This window comes from Rhodococcus sp. NJ-530 (genome assembly GCF_003860625.1).
Taxonomy (GTDB): domain Bacteria; phylum Actinomycetota; class Actinomycetes; order Mycobacteriales; family Mycobacteriaceae; genus Rhodococcus_F; species Rhodococcus_F qingshengii.
This window is the reverse complement of sequence record NZ_CP034152.1, coordinates 4,848,528-4,867,978: the sequence shown is the minus strand read 5'-3', so window position 1 is coordinate 4,867,978 and position 19,451 is coordinate 4,848,528. Positions and strand designations below refer to the sequence as shown.

General features: G+C 63.3%; 18 protein-coding genes. 15 read left to right on the top strand and 3 right to left on the bottom strand.

Going from position 1 to position 19,451, the window contains the following annotated elements; all coding sequences use genetic code 11:
- Positions 1 to 90 precede the first annotated feature (90 nt).
- From EHW12_RS22525 to EHW12_RS22515, 3 genes are all read left to right on the top strand, one after another.
- Complete coding sequence (locus EHW12_RS22525; RefSeq protein ID WP_003940192.1) at positions 91 to 822, top strand: enoyl-CoA hydratase; 732 nt, start codon at positions 91 to 93, stop codon at positions 820 to 822.
- Positions 823 to 884: 62 nt separating this feature from the next.
- Positions 885 to 2,000 carry an MBL fold metallo-hydrolase gene (locus EHW12_RS22520; protein ID WP_007727770.1) on the top strand — a complete coding sequence of 372 codons (1,116 nt, stop codon included), beginning with the start codon at positions 885 to 887 and terminating at the stop codon, positions 1,998 to 2,000.
- Positions 2,001 to 2,076: 76 nt separating this feature from the next.
- Positions 2,077 to 4,581, top strand: coding sequence for a cation-translocating P-type ATPase (locus EHW12_RS22515; protein ID WP_003940410.1), 2,505 nt, complete (start codon positions 2,077 to 2,079; stop codon positions 4,579 to 4,581).
- A 6-nt stretch (positions 4,582 to 4,587) separates the two neighbouring features.
- On the opposite strand, the gene EHW12_RS22510 is transcribed toward EHW12_RS22515, so the two are convergent.
- Positions 4,588 to 5,730: a GGDEF domain-containing protein gene (locus EHW12_RS22510; protein WP_003940053.1), complete on the bottom strand. Its 1,143-nt coding sequence runs from the start codon at positions 5,728 to 5,730 to the stop codon at positions 4,588 to 4,590.
- Positions 5,731 to 5,910: 180 nt separating this feature from the next.
- Between EHW12_RS22510 and EHW12_RS22505 the strand changes: the two genes are divergently transcribed.
- The 12 genes from EHW12_RS22505 to EHW12_RS22450 all read left to right on the top strand — a co-directional run bounded on the left by EHW12_RS22505 (position 5,911) and on the right by EHW12_RS22450 (position 18,121).
- Complete coding sequence (locus tag EHW12_RS22505; protein ID WP_003940164.1) at positions 5,911 to 6,102, top strand: antitoxin; 192 nt, start codon at positions 5,911 to 5,913, stop codon at positions 6,100 to 6,102.
- A gap of 121 nt (positions 6,103 to 6,223) precedes the next feature.
- Positions 6,224 to 7,870 carry a Na+/H+ antiporter gene (locus tag EHW12_RS22500; RefSeq protein WP_003939739.1) on the top strand — a complete coding sequence of 549 codons (1,647 nt, stop codon included), beginning with the start codon at positions 6,224 to 6,226 and terminating at the stop codon, positions 7,868 to 7,870.
- Positions 7,871 to 7,885: 15 nt separating this feature from the next.
- On the top strand, positions 7,886 to 9,103 hold the full coding sequence (locus EHW12_RS22495) for a lipase family protein (protein ID WP_125051790.1): 1,218 nt from the start codon (positions 7,886 to 7,888) through the stop codon (positions 9,101 to 9,103).
- 4 nt (positions 9,104 to 9,107) lie between these two features.
- Positions 9,108 to 9,494, top strand: a complete 387-nt coding sequence (locus tag EHW12_RS22490; protein ID WP_007727762.1) for an MmcQ/YjbR family DNA-binding protein — start codon at positions 9,108 to 9,110, stop codon at positions 9,492 to 9,494.
- Complete coding sequence (locus tag EHW12_RS22485) at positions 9,491 to 10,708, top strand: histidine kinase (protein ID WP_125051788.1); 1,218 nt, start codon at positions 9,491 to 9,493, stop codon at positions 10,706 to 10,708. Before EHW12_RS22490 ends, EHW12_RS22485 begins: the two co-directional genes overlap by 4 nt.
- Positions 10,709 to 10,720: 12 nt before the next feature.
- Positions 10,721 to 11,551 (top strand): LytTR family DNA-binding domain-containing protein, encoded by an 831-nt coding sequence (locus EHW12_RS22480; protein ID WP_202425847.1) that lies wholly within the window; start codon positions 10,721 to 10,723, stop codon positions 11,549 to 11,551.
- Positions 11,548 to 11,919 (top strand): membrane protein, encoded by a 372-nt coding sequence (locus EHW12_RS22475; RefSeq protein ID WP_003939880.1) that lies wholly within the window; start codon positions 11,548 to 11,550, stop codon positions 11,917 to 11,919. The genes EHW12_RS22480 and EHW12_RS22475 overlap by 4 nt, the downstream gene beginning before the upstream one ends.
- Positions 11,920 to 11,929: 10 nt before the next feature.
- Positions 11,930 to 13,681: a cation acetate symporter gene (locus tag EHW12_RS22470; RefSeq protein ID WP_030534942.1), complete on the top strand. Its 1,752-nt coding sequence runs from the start codon at positions 11,930 to 11,932 to the stop codon at positions 13,679 to 13,681.
- Positions 13,682 to 13,843: 162 nt separating this feature from the next.
- Complete coding sequence (locus EHW12_RS22465; RefSeq protein ID WP_125051786.1) at positions 13,844 to 14,203, top strand: DUF485 domain-containing protein; 360 nt, start codon at positions 13,844 to 13,846, stop codon at positions 14,201 to 14,203.
- Positions 14,203 to 15,840 (top strand): cation acetate symporter, encoded by a 1,638-nt coding sequence (locus EHW12_RS22460; protein WP_125051784.1) that lies wholly within the window; start codon positions 14,203 to 14,205, stop codon positions 15,838 to 15,840. The genes EHW12_RS22465 and EHW12_RS22460 overlap by 1 nt, the downstream gene beginning before the upstream one ends.
- A 73-nt stretch (positions 15,841 to 15,913) precedes the next feature.
- Entirely contained in the window at positions 15,914 to 16,345 is a 432-nt protein-coding gene (locus EHW12_RS22455) for an SRPBCC family protein (RefSeq protein WP_125051782.1), read from the top strand.
- A gap of 120 nt (positions 16,346 to 16,465) precedes the next feature.
- On the top strand, positions 16,466 to 18,121 hold the full coding sequence (locus tag EHW12_RS22450) for a substrate-binding domain-containing protein (RefSeq protein WP_099698286.1): 1,656 nt from the start codon (positions 16,466 to 16,468) through the stop codon (positions 18,119 to 18,121).
- Between the two features lies 1 nt (position 18,122).
- Here the strand turns inward: EHW12_RS22450 and EHW12_RS22445 are convergent, their stop codons facing one another.
- Together EHW12_RS22445 and EHW12_RS22440 are read right to left on the bottom strand one after the other, a co-directional pair.
- Positions 18,123 to 19,028, bottom strand: coding sequence for a transporter substrate-binding domain-containing protein (locus tag EHW12_RS22445; protein ID WP_003940429.1), 906 nt, complete (start codon positions 19,026 to 19,028; stop codon positions 18,123 to 18,125).
- A gap of 65 nt (positions 19,029 to 19,093) precedes the next feature.
- Entirely contained in the window at positions 19,094 to 19,366 is a 273-nt protein-coding gene (locus EHW12_RS22440) for a WhiB family transcriptional regulator (protein ID WP_037128762.1), read from the bottom strand.
- Positions 19,367 to 19,451: the final 85 nt, after the last annotated feature.

The following is a 19,451-nucleotide window of genomic DNA, read 5'->3' as shown; positions in this document are numbered from 1 at the left end:
ACAGAACTTAGCTGCAGAGAAGTATGCGGACGGTATCGGCGCCTCGGAACATCCCTGTGTCGAGCCTTCCAGAAACGAAAGTGAGCGGACATGATCGGGTTCTCCCGTGACGGCAACGTCGTGACCATCGAGTTGCAGCGTCACGAGCGTCGTAATGCGCTCAGCGCGGAACTCTGCATCGCAATACGGGACGCGATGAACGCGGCGGTAGCCGAGCACGCGCACGTCGTCGTCATCACCGGTGAGGGATCGGCGTTCTGTGCAGGCGCGGACCTCTCCGGCGACGTCTACATGGAGGGCTTCACCGATCGCCTGTTCGAGATGCTTCGCTCTATCGACACGGCGCCCATCCCCGTCATCGCTGCCGTCAACGGTCCGGCTATAGGCGCGGGCACGCAACTGGCCATCGCGTCGGATCTTCGCGTCGTGGCGCCGAGCGCTCGCTTCGGAATCCCGGCCGCCACCCTCGGTGTCTCGGTGGACAAGTGGACGATGCGTCGGCTCGCGTCGCTGGTCGGCGGCGGTCCCGCGCGCACCATTTTGCTCGGCATCGAACAGATCGGCGCCGAAGAAGCCTTCACTCGCGGCCTCGCCAACAAAATCGGAACCCTCGACGACGCTCAAGAATGGGCACACCGCATCGCGAATCTCGCACCGCTGTCGTTGCGGCACATGAAGATGGTTCTCAACGACGACGGCACCATGGAGGAGCAGTCTCCCGAGCAGCTCGACGCGCTTCACGCCGCCTGGCTCAGCGAGGACGTCCAGGAAGCCCGCGCTGCCCGCATCGAGAACCGCCCTCCCGTATTCAAGGGTAAGTAAAGCTGGTTGCAGGGAAAACAGGCGCCGGGCACGCAGGGCAGATAGTGGCTACGCTCGTCTGAATGAAGAAGACGACGGTTCTCGGAGTTGCTGCTGTTGCCGCGGCGACGGGGTGGGTGGCGCGAGCCGCATGGGGCATCCCGACGCAGATCGGGGCCTCGCGAAACACGGTGCAACCGTATGCGGCGATGTCCCCGCGATACCGGGACCGCCAGTTCCACAACTCGGAGCCCAGCAGCACACTGGTTCCGGGCACCGATGTCGGAATGTTCAAGTCGATGGCCACGCGAGGGTCGACGGGTCGGCCGCGTCGGCCGATTCCGTTGGCCACTCCGCTGGCACCGGCGGCAGCCGGCGACGCGGCGGTGACGTGGTACGGCCATTCGAGCGTTCTCGTCGAGGTCGACGGCTACCGCGTTCTCGCCGATCCGGTGTGGAGTGAACGCGTATCACCCTCGGCCACAGTAGGTCCCGCGCGCATGCACCCCACTCCGGTGGCTTTGACCGAACTGCCTGCAGTGGATGCGATAGTCATCTCTCACGATCACTACGACCATCTCGACATGGCTACGGTCAAGACCCTGACTCGTACACAGACCGCTCCGTTCGTCGTGCCGATCGGTATCGGGGCTCACCTGCGGCACTGGAAGGTGCCCGAGAACCGGATCGTGGAATTGGACTGGGACGAGTCGACAAAAATCGACGACCTGGTCCTCACGTGCACGGAGGCTCGTCACTTCTCCGGTCGTGGCCTCGTCCGGAACACGACGCAGTGGGCGTCGTGGGTATTCGCCGGGCCGAAGCACCGGGTCTTCTTCGGTGGTGACAGCGGATACACATCGCGTTTCGAACAGCTGGGTGAAACCTATGGGCCTTTCGATCTGACGCTTCTCCCCGTCGGTGCGTACGACGTGCGCTGGCCGGACATCCACATGAATCCGGAAGAGGCAGTGCAGACGCACATCGACCTCAACAAGGGCGACGGGTCGCGCGGTGTCTTCGTCCCGATTCACTGGGCGACGTTCAACCTCGCGTTTCACTCGTGGTCGGAGCCGATCATTCGCCTCGACGAGTCGGCTGCAGATGCGGGCACAACAGTGTCGGTCCCGATGCCGGGCGGCAGGATCGACGCGTTGTCACCGACACCGCCGTCGAAGTGGTGGATACCGCTGGGCTGAGCGGCGAAGTGTCGCGGACGTGGTTGCCTGTCGAGTCGCACCCTGATTAGTTGCTCCGGGTGCGTAATCTTTGACCATGGCTCACGAGCACACCAGTTCAGAAGAGACAGCAGTGGCGGTAGCGCCTGAGCGATTGCCGGACGACGTCGACGTCGCCCGCGGTCTGACCGCCGATCAGGTTGCAGCAAGGATCGCGTCGGGACAAACCAACGATGTACCGGACCGGGCGTCCCGCTCGGTCAAGGACATCATTCGCGGCAACGTCTTCACTCGCATCAACGCGATCCTGACCGTGTTGTTGGTGATCGTGCTCGCGACGGGTTCGATCATCGACGGCATGTTCGGACTGCTGATCATCGCGAACAGCGGTATCGGCATCATCCAGGAGATCCGCGCCAAGCGCACGCTCGACGCTCTGGCCATCGTGAGTCAGGCCAAGCCCATGGTCAGGCGTGACGGCGTCGCCGTGGCGATGGCGCCCAAAGATGTTGTGCTCGACGATATTATCGAACTCGGATCCGGTGACCAGATAGTCGTCGACGGTGAGGTGGTCAGTTCGGCTGCACTCGAGGTCGACGAATCGCTGCTCACCGGTGAGGCCGATCCGGTTCACAAGGCGAGTGGCCAGCAAGTGTTGTCGGGCAGTTTTGTTGCCGCGGGCAGCGGTGCATACCGCGCCACCAAGGTCGGCGGCGATGCATACGCGGCCAAGCTGGCCGAAGAGGCGAGCAAGTTCACCCTCGTGCATTCCGAACTGCGCAGCGGCATCGACAAGATCCTGAAGTTCATCACCTACCTGATGATTCCGGCGGGTGCGCTGATCATCTTCAATCAGCTCTTCACGATCGGCCTGCCGATCCGACCGGCACTCAACGGCATGGTGGCAGCTCTGGTTCCGATGGTTCCCGAAGGCCTTGTGCTCATGACGTCCATTGCATTTGCGGTCGGTGTGATCCGGTTGGGCAAGCGCCAGTGCCTCGTTCAGGAGTTGCCGGCGATCGAGGGTCTGGCTCGTGTCGACGTGGTGTGCGCGGACAAGACCGGAACGCTGACCGAGAACGGTATGCGGCTGTCCGAGGTCGACGTCGCACCGGGTGGATCGGGGGAGACTGCGGTCAAGTCCGCGTTGAGCGCGATGGCCGCGTCCGACCCTCGCCCCAACGCGAGTGTCCTGGCGATTCGCGAGTCTCTCTCCGACGACTCCGGGTGGGGCGAAGCGACAGCGGTGGCGCCGTTCTCCTCGGCGAAGAAGTGGAGCGGCCAGTCGTACGGCAGTCACGGCAACTGGGTACTCGGTGCCCCGGACGTGCTGCTCGATCCCGACTCGGAAATGGCCCGCAAGGCCGAGGAAGTGGGTTCGAGCGGACTTCGTGTCCTCATGCTCGGCAGCAGCGACCTCCCCGTCGACGACGCCGACGCCCCTGGCACCGTCACCCCCGAAGCTCTGGTCGTGCTCGAGCAGAAAGTGCGCCCGGACGCCCAGGAGACGTTGGAGTACTTCGCCAGCCAGAAGGTCGCGGTCAAGGTCATTTCCGGCGACAACGCGGTTTCCGTCGGCGCCGTTGCCGGATCCCTCGGACTCGAAGGCGGCGACCGTCCCATCGACGCGCGAGAGCTGCCGAGCGATCAGGAAAAGCTGGCGGACACTCTCGACGGAGCAACGACGTTCGGTCGAGTGCGACCGGATCAGAAGCGGGAAATGGTCGCGGCCTTGCAGTCTCGCGGACATACCGTCGCGATGACCGGTGACGGCGTCAACGACGTGCTCGCCCTCAAGGACGCCGACATCGGAGTCTCGATGGGTTCGGGCAGCCCGGCTACCCGAGCCGTGGCCCAGATCGTGCTGCTGGACAACAAGTTCGCGACGCTCCCGTACGTCGTCGCGGAAGGCCGCCGAGTGATCGGCAACATCGAGCGTGTGTCGAATCTGTTCCTGACCAAGACCGTCTACTCGGTGGTGCTTGCGTTCCTGATCGGCATCACCGGCGTCCTGTCCCAGGTCTTCGACTTCGAACCGCTGCCGTACCCGTTCCTGCCCCGCCACGTCACGATCGCAGCGTGGTTCACGATCGGTATCCCGGCCTTCATCTTGTCTCTGGCACCCAACAACGAGCGCGCGCGAACCGGTTTCGTCTCGCGCGTGATGCGTCTGGCGTTGCCGTCGGGCCTGATCATCGGCATCACCACGTTCATCTCCTACGTATTGGCTTACCAAGGCCCGGACCAGACGGAAACCCAGAAGATCCAGGCCGGAACCAGTGCGCTCATCACGTTGATCATGATCGCCGTGTGGGTTCTGGCCGTCGTGGCTCGGCCGTACGTCTGGTGGAAGCTCGTTCTGATCGGCGGGTCGGTGGCCGGATACCTCATCCTGTTCGCGCTGCCGTTCACCCGCGAGTTCTTCAAACTGGATCCGAGCAACGTCGCTGCGACGACGCTCGCGATCACCCTCGGCGCGATCGGCGTTGTACTCGTGGAACTCTCGTGGTGGATCAGCGCACGCCTGCACGGGGAGAAACGAAAGATGTTCGCGACACCCGACGACCTGCCCGGCGAGCATCACCATGCCCACAGTGAGTGAGTAGTTTCAGCGCCTGAACATCTGCACCCAGGCAATGCGATCGCCGCCGCGCTTCTTGGCTCGGTACATCGCATTGTCTGCGTGCTCGATCAGTTCGTTGACAGCCCGATCCGGTAAGTCCGTCTCGGGACTCAGATAGACACTGACGCCGGTACTGGCGGACACAGGATAGGGATCGGAGTCGGACGAAACCGCCGAATGTATCTCGGTGGCGACCTGCTCGATATCTCCTCGATCGACTCCGCGCAGGACGACGAACTCGTCTCCACCGATTCGAGCCACCACCGCATCGGGGCCGGCGGCAGCGATGAGGCGGTCGGCGACAGCGGTCAACGCGTCGTCGCCCGCGACGTGCCCGTGCGTGTCGTTGAGGTTTTTGAACGAGTCGACGTCGATGAGTAGTGCGATCAGAGCCTGCGTTCGATCACTGCGCAGCAGATGCTGTGCCTCGTCCTGGAGTCCGCGGCGATTGAGTGTCGCGGTGAGGTAGTCCCGGTGGGCGTTGCGTGCGTCGTCGGTCAGGCGCAGCCAGACGATCTGCAGAATCCACGCGGTGGAGAAAACCACACCGGCAACCATCAGATAGAGATTCACGACCACCCAGTCGTCGTTGACCGGCTCGGACATCGCCATGGCAGCGAGCGTCGTGCAGACAGCAAGAGCCCAACCGATGTGGCTGATGGCAACGCGAGGGCTGTGAACTATCGCCGCATAGAAGCCGATCATGATGAACAAGATGCAGCCGATGGTTCCGACGAAAGCGGTGCGTACGGCGAAGAAGAGAGTGACGGCGAGCCACAGGTCGGCCCAGACGACAAAGGCCACGGATTGTCGCCAAGTTGGCCACGATTCATTACGCGCCCAGCGGTAGCCCGCATAGGCGCCACTGATAGTTCCGAGGGCGAAGATCGACCGCGCCAGGGCGGTGTCGGAACCGAAGCGGCTCAACTGCATGGTCGCCGCGATCAGGGCGAAGAGAAAACACCACACCGCGACTAATTTGCGTCCGGGAACGGTCAGCCCGCGAGTGTCGAGGAATCGGGGGAGCCAGGTGTAATCGGTGCGATCCGACCACCACCGGGACAGCAGTTCACGCGTGGGGTAGGGGTCGCTCCCCGTCCCGCGCAGTCCTGCATTCAAACCGGGCACCTGTCGATGTCGATGGGTGGTCAATCAGCTATTGGCGGGTTAACGCCACCTCGAGTTGCGCACGGCTCGAACGCACGGACCTGCTTTCTGGCGCAGAGGCCGTCGACCTGTGAGAATCGAAGGGCGCGGAGGAACGATTCCGCCGAAGGATGTGCGTCAGCACCGGGAGAGGACACGGACATGGGTTTCTTGGACAACGTCAAGGGATTGGTCGAAAAGGGCCAGGAGCTCGCAGCGGAGAACTCCGACAAGGTTCACGACGCTATCGACAAGGTCGCCGACATCGCCGACGACAAGACCGGCAACAAGTACGGCGATCAGATCGACAAGGCAGCTGAGGCCGCCAAGAAGGCTGTTCCCGAAAAGCAGTAATACCGGATTCGGCATACCGTTTTTCGGTAGCACCGTTGCTCAGAGGCCCGTCACCGAAAAGGTTGCGGGCTTCTGTGCGTCCGCTGGGTGAACTCCCAGGGTCGGCGGGCAGAATGAACGCGTGAACTTCACCTGGATTCTGCTGGTCGTCATTGCCGCCATCGCAGTCACCGGGCTGTCCAATCGACGAAACCTGCAGGCTCCGCTGGTTTTGGTGACGGTAGGTTCGGTCGCATCCTTCATACCCGGTATGCCGCGGCCGGAACTCGATCCTCACGTCATTCTCGGTGTGGTCCTGCCGCCGCTTCTCTACTCGGCCGCTCTGAAATTCTCGGTGGCGACCTTCAAACGCAACTTGGCCCCGATCCTGCGCCTCGGCGTCGGAATGGTGTTGGTGACGGCGTTCGTGGTTGCCTTCTTCGCCGAATGGATGGTGCCCGAGTTCACGATCGGCGCCGCCCTGGTGCTCGGGGCCGTGATCGCGCCGACCGACGCCGTCAGCGCGGTGGCGGTCGGTCAGAAGCTCGGGCTCCCGAAACGGGTGATAGCCATCCTGACGGGCGAGGGGCTCGTCAACGACGCCACCGCGCTCACGCTCTTCACCGTCGCCGTCGCAGCAGTGACCGGAACGCGAATTGCCACCGATTCGCCCCTGTTGTTCTTCGCGTACGAAGTGATCGGCGGCGTTGTCGTCGGCTTGGTGCTCGCGTTTGTCGTCAAGTTCGTTCGTGCCCGCATGTACGACTCTCCACTGGAAACCGGCTTGGGGTTGGTGCTTCCGTTCGCTGCCTACCTGGCCGCCGAAGAACTACACGCGTCCGGTGTTCTGGCCGTTGTGGTCGCTGGTCTGGTGATCGGGCACTATTCGACGGACGCGTCGATCATGACGCGATTGCAGGAGCGCTCGGTGTGGTCGAGCCTGGACACTCTTCTCGAGATGTTCGTCTTCGCGTACATGGGGCTCCAGCTGAGCTTCGTGATCGACGATGTTGTCGCCGACGGACTTCCGGTGCTTCACGTGTTCGCGTACGGTCTCGCAGTCCTGGCCGTTGTCATCGTGATTCGGCCGGTGTGGCTGTTCCTGAGCTACTCGCGTGTGCGATTCGGTGTAACCCTGCGCCGTGATCGCGAGAATCAACTGACGTGGAAACAGAATCTGGTGGTCTCGTGGGCGGGAATGCGCGGCGTCGTCACTCTTGCTGCGGCCGGCGGTATCCCGTTTGCACTCTCGTCCGGCGAGCCGTTCCCCGGACGCGGCGTCATCCAGGCGATCGCGTTCATCGTCGCGGTCGGGACATTGCTCATCCAGGGATCTACCTTGCCGTTCATGATCCGTCGCCTCGACGTCGCGGATCCTTACGAGCAGTTGCGCACGCAGGAACAGATGGAGTTGGCCCGCAACATTTCTCGCAAGGCGGGAGAGAAGGCGTTGGCAGACGCGGCCGCGCACCCTCCGCCGGGGATCGACGGGAAGGAACTGCAGGCGATCGTCGAACGCGTACGACGCTCGATGCAGGCGAGGCTTCAACTCCAGGAGGTCGACGAGGACGCCGATCGCGAGGCCGCCTTGTGGAATGCGGGAGCTCTGTTCGACAAGTTCCGGCATCAGTCACTGCGCTCGCAACGAGTTGCGCTGATCGCCGCACGTGACGACGGAGATCTCGACGACGAGGTATTGCGTACCGTATTGGAAGGACTCGACATCGAAGAGGCCGCAGCAGAGGAACGTGTCAGGCGTCGCCGAGCAGGTAGCGGTGCAGGCAAATAGAGGGGAACACTGCGTATGACTGTTCGGAGTTCGAGGGTTCGCGCAGTCTGGGGAGTCGTGGTGGCGAGCGCACTTCTCGTGAGCGTCGGCTGCGGATCGGATGCCTCGCCGGATGTCTCCGTCACCGACACCTCGACCACGACAACCCCGTCGGTCGAGAGCAGTGCGCAACGTGGCGTCGTGTTCGACAGTGAACCCTTCACCAGCACAGCCGAAGTGGCGGCGTCCGGAGCAAGCGCGGTGAAAATCCTGTACGGCTCCACCTCCGGTATCGACGGCCGAGAGACTCAGGTGTCGGGAACGGTGTTCACGCCGCCTGGAACTCCGCCGGAGGGCGGTTGGCCGATCGTCTCCATCGGCCATGGCACGACGGGTATTTCGGACGACTGCGCGCCGTCGGCCTCGCCGACCCTGTTCGGCACGATCGGCCTGGTCGCGCCGTTCCTCGACTCGGGATACGTGGTCGCTGTCTCCGACTTCGAGGGCCTCGGCACTCCGGACCCGCATCCTTACCTGCAACCGGACACCGCGTCGTTCAACGTCATCGACGCGGTTCGAGCGGCGCGCAACGTCGTTCCGGACACCTCGACTCGTTGGGCAACTCTGGGGCTGTCCCAAGGCGGGCAGGCATCCTGGGCGGCAGCCGAGGAAGCCGACACCTACGGCGACGGACTCGAATTCGTCGGTGCAGCAAACCTGTCCCCGGCAGCGGACATCTCGCCGATCATCTCGAGTGATTCCGAGGTGAATCTGTCACTGCCTCAGCAACTGCTGCTGCCCTATGTACTCGAAGGGCTGTCCCTCACCCATCCGGACCTCGAACGAACCGACTACGTGCGCGGCGCATTCGAGCAGAACTACGACCTGCTCACCTCGTGCCTGACCTCTCGGGCGACGGAGAAGTTGGGTCTGGTCGGAAAGGTGACGCCCGCCGACACGCGGCCGGCTACCGCCGAGGATGCGGACCGAATTCACGCGTGGCTCAGCGATGTTGCTCTTCCCCGTCAACGCGCGAGCGGTCCGATGTACGTAGTCGTCGGTACCAATGACAACCTGATCCGTCCGGAATGGACCGAGGCGGCAGTCGAACGCGCCTGCGCCGACGGTGACGTCATCGAATTCCAGGCGCGACCGGGTGAAGGTCATGCGGACGGCGCCGCTGTGCCGGGAGCTGTCGCGTGGGTGAAGGATCGATTTGCAGGTGTTCCGGCACCGAATACCTGCGGGTCGTGAATCGATGACGCCGTTGGAGCGAATCCGCGCTCTTGCACTGGCATTGCCGGAGGCGACCGAGCGGGTCAGCCACGGTGAAGCGTCGTGGTTCGTGCGCAAGGCGCCGCAGTTCGTCACCATGGCAGATCACCACCACGACGATCGCGTCGCGATCTGGGCCGCGGCCCCACCTGGGGCGCAGGCAGATTGGGTCAGTCGTGACCCGTCGAGGTTCTTCGTCCCTCCGTACGTGGGTGGCCGGGGATGGATCGGCGTGTACCTCGACGTTCCGAGTGCCGACGAGACCGAGGACGAGAAATTCTGGAACGACGTAGCCGACGTCGTCGAAGATGCGTACCGCACGGTGGCTCCGAAAACACTGATACGGAAACTGGACGAGGACTCGCCTTGAGTCCGGCCGTGGTCGCGCTTCTCAGCGTGCTGATTCTCGCAGTGGCCGGGGCGCTGACGGCTGTGTGGATGCGCACCAGACGTGAGGTGACCACCCCCACCGAACGTGCAGTCCATGCCGCTCTCCATACGGCTTCGCTTGCCGCGCGGCCACTTCGGCGTGGACTCGACGAGAATTCGGCCGCCGAGGCGGCGCCTCACCTACGCGAGCTGACCGGCGGCTCCGGTCTGGGCCTGGCAGACGCGTCGGGAAACCTGTTGGCGTGGGACGGCCGTCACGAAGCGTTGTCCGAACAATTCCATGACGCCGCCATTCGTGCGATCGAAGGCGAACGCCGGGTACTCGTCACGCACTCGGACCTGGTGCGCGGACCGAGCGATCACCATGTGCGAGCGCTGATCGCTCAGCCCCTGCTGATCGAGGACATCGGCGTGGTCGGCGTACTGGGAATCGTCACCAGCAAGGACCCGTGGCCGGGAATGCTCGGAGCGGTCACCGAGGTCGCACGATATGCCTGCAGTCAGATCGAACTCGCCGACCTCGACGCGTCCAGAGCCCTGTTGGATCGAGCCGAAGTGCGTGCCCTGCGCGCACAGATCAGTCCTCATTTCATCTACAACGCGCTCAACACGGTCGCATCGTTTGTTCGAACCGATCCGGCGCGGGCCAGAGAACTGATCCTCGAGTTCGCGGACTTCACGCGGTACTCGTTCCGATCTGCGGGTGAGTTCACCCTGCTTGCCGACGAGTTGCGCAACATCGATCGTTACCTGACCCTCGAACGCGCGCGATTCGGGGAGGCTCTGAACGTCCGCCTTCAGATAGCACCCGAAGTGCTCAACGTGGTTCTTCCTTTCCTTGCCCTCCAGCCGCTGGTCGAGAACGCGGTTCGTCACGGCATTTCGAGTAAGCCGGAGGGCGGGACCGTGAGCATCGTGGCTGCGGACGAGGGACCGGACTGCATCATCAGCGTCGAGGACGACGGTGTGGGGATGGACCCCGAACTACTGCGCTCCGGTTCGCTCGACGCCATCGAGTCGGGATCGGGGCGACCCAGCGCACGAGAAGCTGCTCACGTCGGTTTGGCCAACGTCGACGACAGACTTCGTGCCGCGTTCGGCAATGACTACGGACTCGTGGTGGAGACAGCGCCGGGTGCCGGTACGAAGGTCAGCATGCGTGTTCCCAAGTTCAAGCAGGGTATTCACGTCTGATTCTCGCCTTCGATGATCAGGCTGAAACCGTCGTGGGAACATGGACCTGTTGTGAACGAGACTGACACTGATGCCCAGCTGACCGTCCTTGCCGTCGACGACGAGAAACCAGCCCTCGACGAGCTGGCCTTCTTGCTGCGCGCCGAGGACTCGGTGGCGCACGTTCACACGGCATCGGATGCGACGACAGCGTTGCGGATACTGCGCGGTGGAAGCATCGACGCGGTGTTTCTCGACATCAACATGCCCGGACTCGACGGTCTCGAACTGGCCGGCATCCTCTCCAATTTCGCGACGCCACCGCCCGTGGTGTTCGTGACAGCGCACGACGATCGAGCGGTTGACGCATTCGATCTCGGCGCCGTCGACTACCTACTCAAACCGCTCCGGGAGGAGCGTCTCGCTCAGGCCGTTCAGCGGATCGTGGGGCTCGCCGGGCGCACCAAGAGTGAGAGCAAACCCGAAGCTGCGCCCACGGACGAGGTGATCCCGGTGGAACTGGGCGGTGTCACGACGCTCGTTCAGCGTTCCTCGGTGGAGTGGGTGGAAGCCGACGGGGACTACGCGCGTTTGCACACCGCTGGAAAGTCGCACCTGGTGCGCATCCCGATCTCGACGCTCGAATCACGCTGGGCCGACGCGGGCTTCTTGCGTGTGCACCGCTCCTACCTGGTATCTCTGGCGCTGGTCACCGGCATCCGCACAGTAGGCAGTGGATTGGTGGTCTGTCTGCGCCCGCACGGCGACAAGCCTCCCGTCGAGCTTCCGGTCAGTCGCAGACACACCCGTGAACTCAAGGATCGACTGGTTCGTGCGCCCAAGCAGAGTTGGTTGTCGCGGTGACGTCGCAGTCCGATCCTCCGCAGCGTGAGCGCGTTGTGTTGGCGCAACGTAGTGGCGCACGGATCGTGCGAACACGGGTGGAGGTGCAGGAACAGACCGAAGTCGGTGACGCCATGATCCGCGGTCTCGTTCGCGCGCAGTTGGGACTGGCGATTCGCCTTGCCGTCGTCGCAGCCGGGCTCCTGTGTGCGGTGCCGCTGCTGACGCATCTCTTCCCGACGCTGTCGGAGGTCGCGGTCCTTGGCATCCGGTTGCCGTGGCTCGTGATGGGCGGCGCCGTGTATCCCTTGCTGTTGACGACCGGTTGGGTGTTCGTGCGTCGTGCGGAGCGAAACGAGCAGGACTTCAACGACATCGTGGACGACTGAGCGCGGCACTGTGGGAGGACAACCTATCCCGGTGTTGACGGTGCTCGGCATCGTGGCAGCAGCTGTCGCGACGGTGGCTATCGGAATCTACGGCGTTCGGCTCGCTCGTACCACCTCGGACTTTCTCGTCGCGTCCAGAACCGTCAGTGCGCGGTGGAATGCGACGGCCATCTCCGGCGAGTACCTCTCTGCTGCTTCGTTTCTCGGTGTTGCGGGGCTGGTCGCCAAGTACGGCGCCGACGCACTCTGGTATCCCATCGGCTTCACCGCCGGATACCTCGCCCTGCTGCTGTTCGTCGCAGCGCCGCTTCGGCGTTCCGGTGCGTATACCGTCCCCGATTTCGCCGAGTTCCGTCTCGGCTCACCGCGATTGCGCAAGCTCGCGATGCTCGTGGTCGCGATGGTGTGCATCCTGTATTTGATTCCACAGTTCCAAGGCGCGGGACTGACGCTCAATATCTTGCTCGGGGTTCCCAGTTGGATCGGCGGCGTAGCGGTCGGGGTCATCGTCATCGCCAACGTCGTCGGCGGCGGGATGCGCTCGATCACCTTCGTTCAGGCCTTCCAGTACTGGCTGAAACTGACTGCCGTCGCGATTCCCGCTGTGGCACTGACCTTCTACTTCTTCGGCGATCACCACGACGTCGGCGCGTCGATGCCGCCGACGGTCACCACTGCGACGACCGTCGACATCACCACCGACGTCGTCGTCCAGGTGTCCGAGCCGGTGACGGTCAGCGGCGGCACAGTCGACGGGCGAGCGGTCGAAGGCACGATGACCCTGGGGCCGGGGGAGCACACTCTCGGTGAAGGCATGTCCATGGTCCTCGACGCGGGAGCCGCTGTCCCCGTCGTCGCCGGAGCGCCCGCGCAGAACTCTGACTGGATCACCCCGGGTTGGGGTTTCGGTGGGCCGCACCCGATGTACCAGGTGTACTCGCTGATGCTCGCGACCTTCCTCGGAACGCTCGGCCTTCCTCATGTTCTCGTCCGGTTCTACACCAACCCCGACGGCCGGGCAGCCCGTCTGACGTCGCTCGCCGTTGTCGGTCTGGTCAGCGTGTTCTACCTGTTTCCGACACTCCTCGGCGTCTTCGCTCGCCTGTACGTCCCGCAACTTCTGATCACCGGCACCTCTGACGCGGCGGTGCTGCTGTTGCCGGGCTCGGTGTTCTCGGGGTGGGGCGGACAACTGCTGGCAGCCCTCGTGGCGTCCGGTGCCATCGCCGCTTTCCTGTCGACGTCGTCCGGATTGCTCGTCAGCATCGCCGGCGTCGTCAGTACCGATGTTCTCCGTGGTCGAGTTCGAGACTTCCGTATTGCAGCGCTACTGGCCGGGGTCGTTCCTCTCGTGCTGTCGCTGGCGGTGGTGTCGGTCGACCTCTCGAGAACCGTCGGTTTGGTGTTCGCAGTCGCCGCGTCGACGCTCTGCCCACTGCTCGTATTGGGTATCTGGTGGCGCGGTCTGACTGCCGTCGGCGCGGGGGCGGGGATGGTTGTCGGTGGATGTGTTGCGGGCACTGCCGCTACTGTCGCCGTCCTGGGTGGTTTGTCGGAGGACGTCCTCGGTGGCTGGCCGGCAGCCATTTTCGCGTTCCCGGCCGCGGTGAGCGTGCCGCTGGCGTTCCTCACGATGATCGTCGTGAGCAAGGTGTCGTCGAAGCAGATACCGGCAGATATTGCGCGAATCTTCACGCGGATGCACGCCCCGGAACGTCTCGGAATGGGCTCCGATCGCGAAGACGATCTCCGCCAACCCTGACTTTCACCGCCCGAACCCTCTGCCGTTGGTCGCGCCTGCCTGACCGTTCGGCGCAGCGCGCGACTGCTCACCGTGTGACTGGCGCCACAGCGTCTTCATGTGACTCCGATCTCACTAACGTCTGTGCGTAGTTCACTTCACACGCGAGGCGAGGAGCCGGCAGTGTCCACAGCAGAAATCAGTGAGGGGTCGCCGCAAGAGCGACGCACCCCGGATGCCCAGGCATTCATAGACATGCAAGCGAGTCCCGAATTCCAGGAACTCCGAACGCGTCTGCGCAAGTTCGTTTTCCCCATCACTGCATTCTTCCTGCTCTGGTATGCGGTGTACGTCGTCCTGGCTACCTATGCCCACGACTTCATGGCCACCAAGATCCTCGGCAACATCAATCTCGGCATCATCCTCGGCCTCGGGCAATTCGTCACGACCTTCGCCATCACCGCGTGGTACGTGAAGTTCGCCGGTCGTGAGCTCGATCCCCGCTCCGCCGCCATCCGTGAAGAACTGGAAGGTCCCGCATAGTGATCACCACACTCGCCGCGTCCGGAACGGACGTAGGAAACCCAGCCTTCAACATCGCGATCTTCCTCGCTTTCGTCGTCGTGACCATGACGCTGGTGATCCGCGCCAGCCGGACCACCAAGAAGGCGTCCGACTTCTACACCGGTGGTGGGCAGTTCACCGGCCCGCAGAACGGGTTCGCCATCGCCGGTGACTACCTCTCGGCGGCATCGTTCCTCGGTATCGCAGGTGCGATCGCCGTGTACGGCTACGACGGCTTCCTGTACTCCATCGGCTTCCTTGTCGCCTGGTTGGTTGCACTGCTCCTGGTCGCCGAATTGCTCAGGAACACGGGCAGATTCACGATGGCCGACGTGCTGAGCTTCCGACTCAAGCAGCGTCCGGTGCGCATGGCGGCAGCCCTGTCCACTCTGGCCGTTTCCCTCTTCTATCTTCTTGCCCAGATGGCCGGCGCCGGTGGACTTGTCGCGCTGCTGCTCAACATCGACGGCAAGGTGGGACAGTCGATCGTCGTCGCGATCGTGGGTGTGCTGATGATCGTGTACGTCTTGGTCGGCGGCATGAAGGGCACCACCTACGTACAGATGGTCAAGGCAGTTCTGCTGGTTGCCGGAGCCGGAATCATGTTCGTACTCGTTCTGTGGGCAGTGCGCGGCAACTTCTCTCAGTTGCTCGCCAATGCGCAGGACATGGTCAACAGTTCCACCACCAAGGGTGTGCAGGGACGCGACATCCTCGGGCCCGGTGCCAAGTACGGTCTTTCCGGAATGACGAAGCTCGACTTCATCTCTCTCGGAATCGCTTTGGTGCTCGGCACCGCGGGCCTGCCGCACGTGCTGATGCGCTTCTACACGGTGCCCACTGCCAAGGAAGCTCGCCGCTCGGTGACCTGGGCGATCGCGCTCATCGGTGCCTTCTACCTGTTCACACTGGTTCTCGGCTACGGCGCGGCCAGCATGGTCGGACCGGACAAGATCTTGGCAGCGCCTGGTAAGGAGAACGCGGCCGCTCCGCTACTCGCCTTCGAGCTCGGTGGCACCATCTTCCTCGGCATCATCTCCGCGGTGGCGTTCGCGACCATCCTCGCCGTCGTTGCCGGTCTCGCGATCACTGCTTCGGCGTCGTTCGCTCACGACATCTACGCCAGTGTCATCAAGCGCGGCAACGCAACCGAGGAGCAGCAGGTTCGAGTTTCTCGAATCACCGTCGTGGTCATCGGACTCGTCTCCATCGTTCTCGGCATCATGGCGATGGGGCAGAACATCGCCTTCCTGGTGGCTCTCGCCTTCGCAGTGGCGGCCTCGGCGAACCTGCCCACCCTGCTCTACTCGTTGTTCTGGAAGAAGTTCAACACCACCGGTGCGCTCTTCAGCATCTACGGCGGTTTGATCAGCTGCTTGACGCTGATCGTGTTCTCCCCGGCGGTGTCGGGTAAGCCGTCGTCGATGTTCCCGAACTCCGACTTCGCCTGGTTCCCGCTCTCGAACCCCGGCATCGTCTCGATTCCGCTGGCATTCGTCCTCGGCATCGTCGGTACGTACATCGGACGTAACAAGATCGAAGATCCGGCAAAGCAGTCGGAGATGGAAGTTCGCTCCCTCACCGGCGTCGGCGTCGAAAAGGCAGTCAGCCACTAAGAGGGGCAAAGCCCCGTGCGTCTTTCTGGTACCTCTGGTTACGGAAAAGGCGCACGGGGCTTATTGTTCTGCCATGGCAAAGCTCACAGTGAAAATCGACGTTCCGCGTCCTCCTCAGGAAGTGTGGGACAAGGCGTCCGATCTCAGCGGATACGAAAACTGGCTCGTGGTTCACGACGGATGGCGCAGTGAACTTCCCGAACAACTGGGTGTCGGCACCGAGATCAGCTCGGTCGTGACTGTGAAGGGCCTGCGCAACCGCGTTCGGTGGACCATCAAGAAGTACGACGTTCCGAAGGCGATCTCGCTCAAGGGAGACGGCAAGGGCGGGGTCAAGCTCGGTCTCGAACTCGACGTCAAGGCAAAGGGCGACGGGTCGGAACTCGCGCTGACAGTCGAGTTGGGCGGCGCGCCGTTGTTCGGCCCGATCGGTTCGAGTGTGGCGCGGGCGCTCAAAGGCGATGTGGAGAAGTCGCTGGCCCAGTTTGTCCAGATCTACACCTAAGTTGTGGAGATTTCCACATCGAGCTACTTCACCGCTAACATGAGTTAGGATTCTTTTCGGCGGGATAAACCGGGCATCGGTTGGTTATTGATGCGGGTCCCGCCGGAAAGGATTCGATCAATGTCGTCTCGTCATGGGTACGGCGCACCACCTGCGTCCATGCCTCGATCCGTGCAGGTTCTGATCGGACTCTTGGCAGTAGTCGCAGTCGGTGGCACCGCGGCATTCGCCGTGACGTTCAAAAGCGTCAGCGACAAGGGAGAACTCGGTGCGAGTGCTGTCACAGCGGCGACGGCAACCAGCTGTGAGAACCCGGAGACCGTGACCGTGGCGGCCGATCCGTCGATCGCCTCGGGACTCGAAGCTGTCGCCGCTGCCATCCCCGCTACGGAACTCGGGTGCAGCTCGCTCAGCGTGACGCCGCAAGATCCCGTGCTCACCGTCGCGGCGATCGCCGACGGTTCGGCGCCCGCACTGTGGATCCCTGATTCGAGCGAATGGTTGGACAAGGTTTCGGCTAGCGGGCAGGAGATTCGCCGGATCAGCAACTCGGTCGCGTCCACCCCTGTTGTCACTGTCTCGGCGCCGGGTAGCGAGGCACCCGCCGCTTGGACGGATGTCCTCGGCGCTCCAGCACTGCACATCGGCGATCCCCTCACCAGTGCCGTCTCCAGCGCACCGATCGTGGCAGCCTTTGCCGAGGCCCAGTCGCGGGGCGGGGACCTCACGTCCATTTCGGCAGCCCTGGTCCCGGTGGCGCAAGCGCAGTACGGAAATCTGAAGGAAACCGGTTCGACCGGACGCATCCAAACCGTGGACGCGGACGGCGGGACCGCGGTGACGACCGAGCAGACCTTCGAGGCTTATCTCGCCGCACATGCGGACAGTCGACTCACCGCGTCGGTACCGTCGTCCGGTTCGGTCTTCATGGACTACCCGATGGCAAGTGTGGGTGCAGACTCGTCGGCGGCGGTCGACGCCGGCAAACTGCTGGCGGCAGCGCTGACATCGGACACCGGGCGCTCCGTACTTGCCGGCCTCGGGTTCCGCGGCGCGGATCAGGCCCCGCCGGTCGCCGGTGGAGTGGGAAAAGTTGGCTCGCTGGTGCCGTCCGATCCGACTGTGGTCGCCAAAGCGCTTGCGCGGTACGAGATTCTGTCCAGGCCTTCCCGTGCACTGGCAGTTGTCGACGTCTCGGGGTCCATGGACTACATGCAGGACGGGGTCACTCGAATGGCCGCGACTGCACAGGCCGGTGACATTGCGATCCGAATGTTTCCCGCCAACGCACAATTGGGTCTCTGGGCATTCTCCGTAGACCTCGGCGAGGGCACGGACTACCGCGAACTCGAACCTGTCGCCCGTATGGATGCAACTGAAGGCGACACGGATCATCGGAGCAAACTGCTGTCTCGGATCGACAGCCTCTCTTCGATCGTCGGCGGCGGAACAGGTTTGTACGACAGCGTTCTCGCCGCGTATCGGTCCATGCAACAGACCTACGATCCGGCCTCGATCAATTCGGTGATTCTACTGACCGACGGTGCGAACGATGATCCGTCGAGTATCTCGCTGCAGGAACTTCTCGACACCCTGACTCGCGAGCAGGACCCGACGCGGCCGGTACCGATCATCACCATCGGTGTCACCGATGACGCCGATACCGATGTGCTCGAGCAGATTTCGGCTCTCACCGGCGGCAACAGCCACTTCGCTCCGACACCGGCAGACATCCCGAAGGTCTTCGTCGGCGCGATCAGTGGGCGCGCCGGCTGAACTACTCGAGGACTGGCGCGTCGGCGCTGTCCGTGATCCATTCGGTTGCGAGTCTCTCGAGGGTGCCGTCGGCGTAGAGCGCATCCACGGCGGCAGAGACGCACGCCGTCAGAGGACTGTTCTTCTCGAGCACGAACCCGAAGAATTCGGTGACCGCGTTGGGCCGCGGAAACTGACCCACGATGACCGACCCGGGCAGTTCGTTCTCGGTGATGTGAAATCCGGTCGGGATGTCGACGACCAGTGCGTCGATCTCGCCTGCGGCCAGCGCAGCTTTCGCATCGTCCGTGGTCGCGAACTCGCGTGGCGCAGTGGTCGGAACAATCGTGTCCGTGATCGCCGCGAGGCTGGTGGAACCGGTCTGAGCGCCCAGTCGGTAGCCGGCAAGATCCGCAAGATTCTTTGCCTCAGCGGCTTTGCTCCCGCGCGAGGCGATCACCGACTGCGCCACTGCGTAATACGGCGAGCTGAAGTCGACGTTCTCGCGGCGATCCCCGGAAACCGTGAACTGATTGACGTCGAAGTCGAAATCCTTGGGGCCTGGTTTCAGTGCGTCGTTGAAGGCGGCCGTGGTGAAGCGAACCTGATCGGCGTTGTACCCGAGTTTGCCGACGACGGCCCGGGCCACCGCCCCCTCGAAGCCCTTGCCGTTGGACGGAGTGTTGTCGACGAACCACGGCGCGTACGCCGGCGAATCGGTGGCGATGGTCAAGACACCGTCTTCGAGGGTGGTCCCGCTCTGTGGTCCGCACTTGTCCACGGCGGTGGTCGAGGGCAGTTTGGTGAATGCCTCGGGAACCGTGGTCGTGGTGTCCGCTGCCGCAGGTGCCTCCGGCTGCGACGAACACGAGCCCAACAAGATCGAGGAAGCGAAGATCGCGGTCACGGCAACAGCGCGTCGTGTCATAGGCACAAGGCCATCTTGCCTGTTTGTCCGGTACGAACGTGACGGGGGTCTCGTGTGAGCGGAGTTCACGCAGCTGAGCGTCGTAGTGCAAGGCGCTCCGACGGTGTCGTCCCACCCCATACTCCGTGTGGTTCAGCGGTGTCGAGTGCAAAGGTCAGGCAGTCCCGAATGACCGGGCAGCGGAAGCACACCTGCTTCGCGGAATTTTCCCGTGCAGCCCGATTGCGTCCGCGTTCTTCACCCGGCGAATAGAACACGGCGGGGTCCACCGTCTTACAGGTGGCGAACATCCGCCAGTTGTTGTCGACCAACGGCTCCACGGAACTGCGAACTGTCATCGTGGTCTCCTCTCCCATCGAGAATCCAGTCTTGCCCGTGGCCTGGCGCAGCGGCAGGTTTCCGATCCACCAGATTTCTACTGCC